The organism is Mycobacterium sp. TH-M15, assembly GCF_057473705.1.
In genome coordinates this window covers 1-3,341 of record NZ_JBYCLB010000279.1, presented here as the reverse complement: position 1 = coordinate 3,341, position 3,341 = coordinate 1, and the positions used below count along the sequence as shown (strand labels likewise).

3 protein-coding genes are annotated in these 3,341 nt (G+C 74.0%); 1 reads left to right on the top strand and 2 read right to left on the bottom strand.

Annotation, left to right across the window (positions count from 1 at the left end):
• Positions 1–188, bottom strand: a 188-nt coding sequence (locus tag AC2VNT_RS06540) for an isocitrate/isopropylmalate family dehydrogenase (protein ID WP_486946080.1), incomplete at its 3' end; no start/stop codon positions are given.
• On the bottom strand, positions 185–1,771 hold the full coding sequence (gene serA / locus AC2VNT_RS06535) for a phosphoglycerate dehydrogenase (RefSeq protein ID WP_486946079.1): 1,587 nt from the start codon (positions 1,769–1,771) through the stop codon (positions 185–187). The genes serA and AC2VNT_RS06540, both read right to left, overlap by 4 nt.
• Before the next feature lie 129 nt (positions 1,772–1,900).
• Between serA and AC2VNT_RS06530 the strand changes: the two genes are divergently transcribed.
• Positions 1,901–3,331 (top strand): phytoene desaturase family protein, encoded by a 1,431-nt coding sequence (locus AC2VNT_RS06530; RefSeq protein WP_486946078.1) that lies wholly within the window; start codon positions 1,901–1,903, stop codon positions 3,329–3,331.
• The last annotated feature ends 10 nt before the right edge of the window (positions 3,332–3,341 follow it).

The following is a 3,341-nucleotide window of genomic DNA, read 5'->3' as shown; positions in this document are numbered from 1 at the left end:
TCGTGGGCGCGCAGCTCGTCGAGCACCGAGTCGGGCAGCACCTCGCCGGTGGCGTGGTAGCGCCGCGCCCCCAGGTCGTAGCTGGTCTTCGCGACGCCGGGCAGCACCGCGTCGAGCACTGCGACCGCTTCGGCGACGACCTCCGGGCCGATCCCGTCGCCGGGGATGACGGCGAGTTTGAGGGTCACGAAAGATCAACCACCTCAAGCTTCTTGGCGCCGACGGCGTCGCCGATCGCGGCGCGGAGCTCGGCCGGCACGTCGCGGTCCAGCCGCAGCAGGATGGTCGCCGCCGGGCCCGCGGCGTCCTCGGAGAGCTGCGCGGCGTGGATGTTGATCCCGGCGCCGCCGAGCAGGGTGCCGATCTTGCCCAGCGCACCGGGCTGGTCGGCGTAGTTGATCACCAGGTTGACGCCCTCGGCCCGCAGGTCGAAGTGCCGGCCGTTGATCTCGACGACCTTCTCCACCTGCAGCGGCCCGGCCAGCGTGCCGGCCACGGTGACGGTGGAGCCGTCGGCGGTGACGGCCCTGAGCTCGACCACGCTGCGGTGGTTGGGGCTCTCGGTGGCGGTGGAGATCTCGGCCGCAACCCCCCGCTCGGCGGCCAGCGCCGGGGCGTTGACGAACGTCACCGGGTCTTCGATCACCGCCGAGAACAGCCCGCGCAGCGCCGAAAGCCGTAGCACCTCGACGTCTTCGCCGGCCAGCTCACCGCGGGCCTGCACCGAAAGCGAGACCGGCAGCGCGTCGGAGAGCACACCGGCCAGCACGCCCAGCTTGCGGACCAGGTCCAGCCAGGGCGCCACCTCCTCGCTGACCGCCCCGCCGCCGACGTTCACCGCGTCCGGCACGAACTCGCCGGCCAGCGCCAGCTGCACACTCTTGGCCACGTCGGTGCCGGCCCGGTCCTGCGCCTCGGCGGTGGAGGCGCCCAGGTGCGGGGTGACCACCACCTGCGGCAGCTCGAACAGCGGCGAGTCGGTGCACGGCTCGGTGGCGAAGACGTCCAGCCCGGCGCCGCGCACGTGTCCGCTGTTGATCGCGTCGGCCAGCGCGGCCTCGTCGATGAGCCCGCCGCGGGCGGCGTTGACGACGATCACCCCCGGCTTGGTCTTGGCCAGCGCCTCCTTGCCGATCAGCCCGGCGGTCTCCGGCGTCTTGGGCAGGTGTACCGAGATGAAGTCGGCGCGGGCCAGCAGCTCGTCCAGCGGCAGCAGCTCGATGCCGAGCTGGGCGGCGCGGGCCGCCGAGACGTACGGGTCGTAGGCGACGATGTGCGCGCCGAACGCCGCCAGCCGCTGGGCCACCAGCTGGCCGATCCGGCCCAGGCCGACCACCCCGACGGTGTGGTCGAAGATCTCGGTGCCGGAGAACGACGAGCGCTTCCACTCGTGGCCGTGCAGCGAGGCGTCGGCGGCCGGGATCTGCCGGGCGGCGGCCAGCAGCAGCGCGATCGCGTGCTCGGCGGCGCTGTGAATGTTCGAGGTGGGGGCGTTGACCACCAGCACCCCGCGGGCGGTGGCGGCGTCCACGTCGACGTTGTCCAGCCCCACCCCGGCCCGGGCGACGATCTTCAGCTTGCTGCCGGCGGCCAGCACCTCGGCGTCGACGGTGGTGGCGCTGCGGACCAGCAGCGCGTCGGCGTCGGGCACCGCGGCCAGCAGCTTGGCCCGGTCCGGGCCGTCCACCCAGCGGACTTCCACCTGGTCGCCGAGGGCAGCGACGGTCGACTCGGCGAGTTTGTCGGCGATCAAAACAACGGGGAGGGTCACCCGGCACAGCCTAGCGGTGGTCGCCAGCGCGGCGGAGCCGGGCGCAGCGGGCCACCGCCATCAAAACCCGCGGTGGTCGCCAGCGCGGCGGAGCCGGGCGCAGCGGGCCACCGCCCCTACCATCGGACGGTGGACGTCACCGTCGTCGGCAGTGGTCCCAACGGGCTGAGCGCAGCGGTGCTCTGTGCCCGGGCCGGGTTGTCGGTGCAGGTGATCGAGGCGCAGCCGACGTTCGGTGGCGGTGCCCGCACCGCAGCCGACCCGGAGTTTCCCGACGTGGCCCACGACGTCTGCTCGGCGGTGCATCCGCTGGCGTTGGCGTCGCCGTTCTTCGCCGAGTTCGACCTTCCCGGCCGCGGGGTGCCGGTGGTGGCGCCGGAGATCTCCTATGCGAATCCGCTGGACGGCCGGCCGGCGGTGATCGCCTACCGGGACCTGGACCGCACCTGCGCCGAGCTCGAGCACGGCCGTGCCTGGCGGCGGCTGATGGGTCCGCTGGCGGAGCACAGCGACGCGGTGGTCGGTTTCATGCTCGGCGACAAGCGGTCGCCGCCGGGCGGGCTCGCGACGGTGCTGCGGCTGGGGCTGCGGATCCTGGCGCAGGCCACCCCCGCCTGGGGCGCCTTGCGCGGGGCGGACGCGCGGACGTTGTTCACCGGGGTCGCCGCGCACGCGGTGCACCCGATGCCGTCGCTGACCACGGCCGGGCTGGGCATGCTGCTGGCGTCGCTGGCGCACACCGTGGGCTGGCCGATCCCACTCGGTGGAACCCAGGCCATCACCGACGCGCTCGTCGCCGACCTGCGCGCACACGGCGGCCGGCTCACCGCCGGCGCCGAGGTGACCGAACCACCCGGCGGGGTGACGATTTTCGACACCGCCCCCACCACGCTGCTGGATGTCTATGGCGGCGCGCTGCCGTCGCGCTACGCGAACGCGTTGCGCCGCTACCGGTTCGGCGCCGGGGCGGTCGCCAAGGTGGATTTCGTACTCTCCGGCGAGGTGCCGTGGGCCGACCCGCGGCTGGCGCAGGCGCCGACACTGCACCTCGGCGGCGATCGGCCGCAGATGACGCACGCCGAGGCCGAGGTGGCCGCCGGCCGGCACGCCGAGCGGCCGATGATCCTGGGGGCGCTGCCGCACCTGGTCGACCCGTCCCGGGTCGACGCGGCGGGCCGCCGGCCGATGTGGACCTACGCCCACGTGCCGGCCGGCTCACCGATCGACCAGACCGAGGCCGTCACCGCCGCGATGGAGCGCTTCGCCCCCGGCTTCCGAGACCTGGTGGTCGCCGGGCGCAGCGTGCCGGCGAGCCGGCTGGCCGAGCACAACGCCAACTACGTCGGCGGCGACATCTCGGTCGGCAGCAGCGCGTGGCGGGCGATGACCGGGCCGACGCCGCGGTGGAACCCCTGGGCGACACCACTTCCCGGCGTCTACCTGTGTTCCGGGGCGACCCCACCGGCCCCGGGCGTACACGGGATGTGCGGCTACTACGCGGCGCGTTCGGTGCTCAACCGCGAGTTCGGGATTCGCGAACTGCCCGGCCTGGCGCCGTGAACGCGTGTAT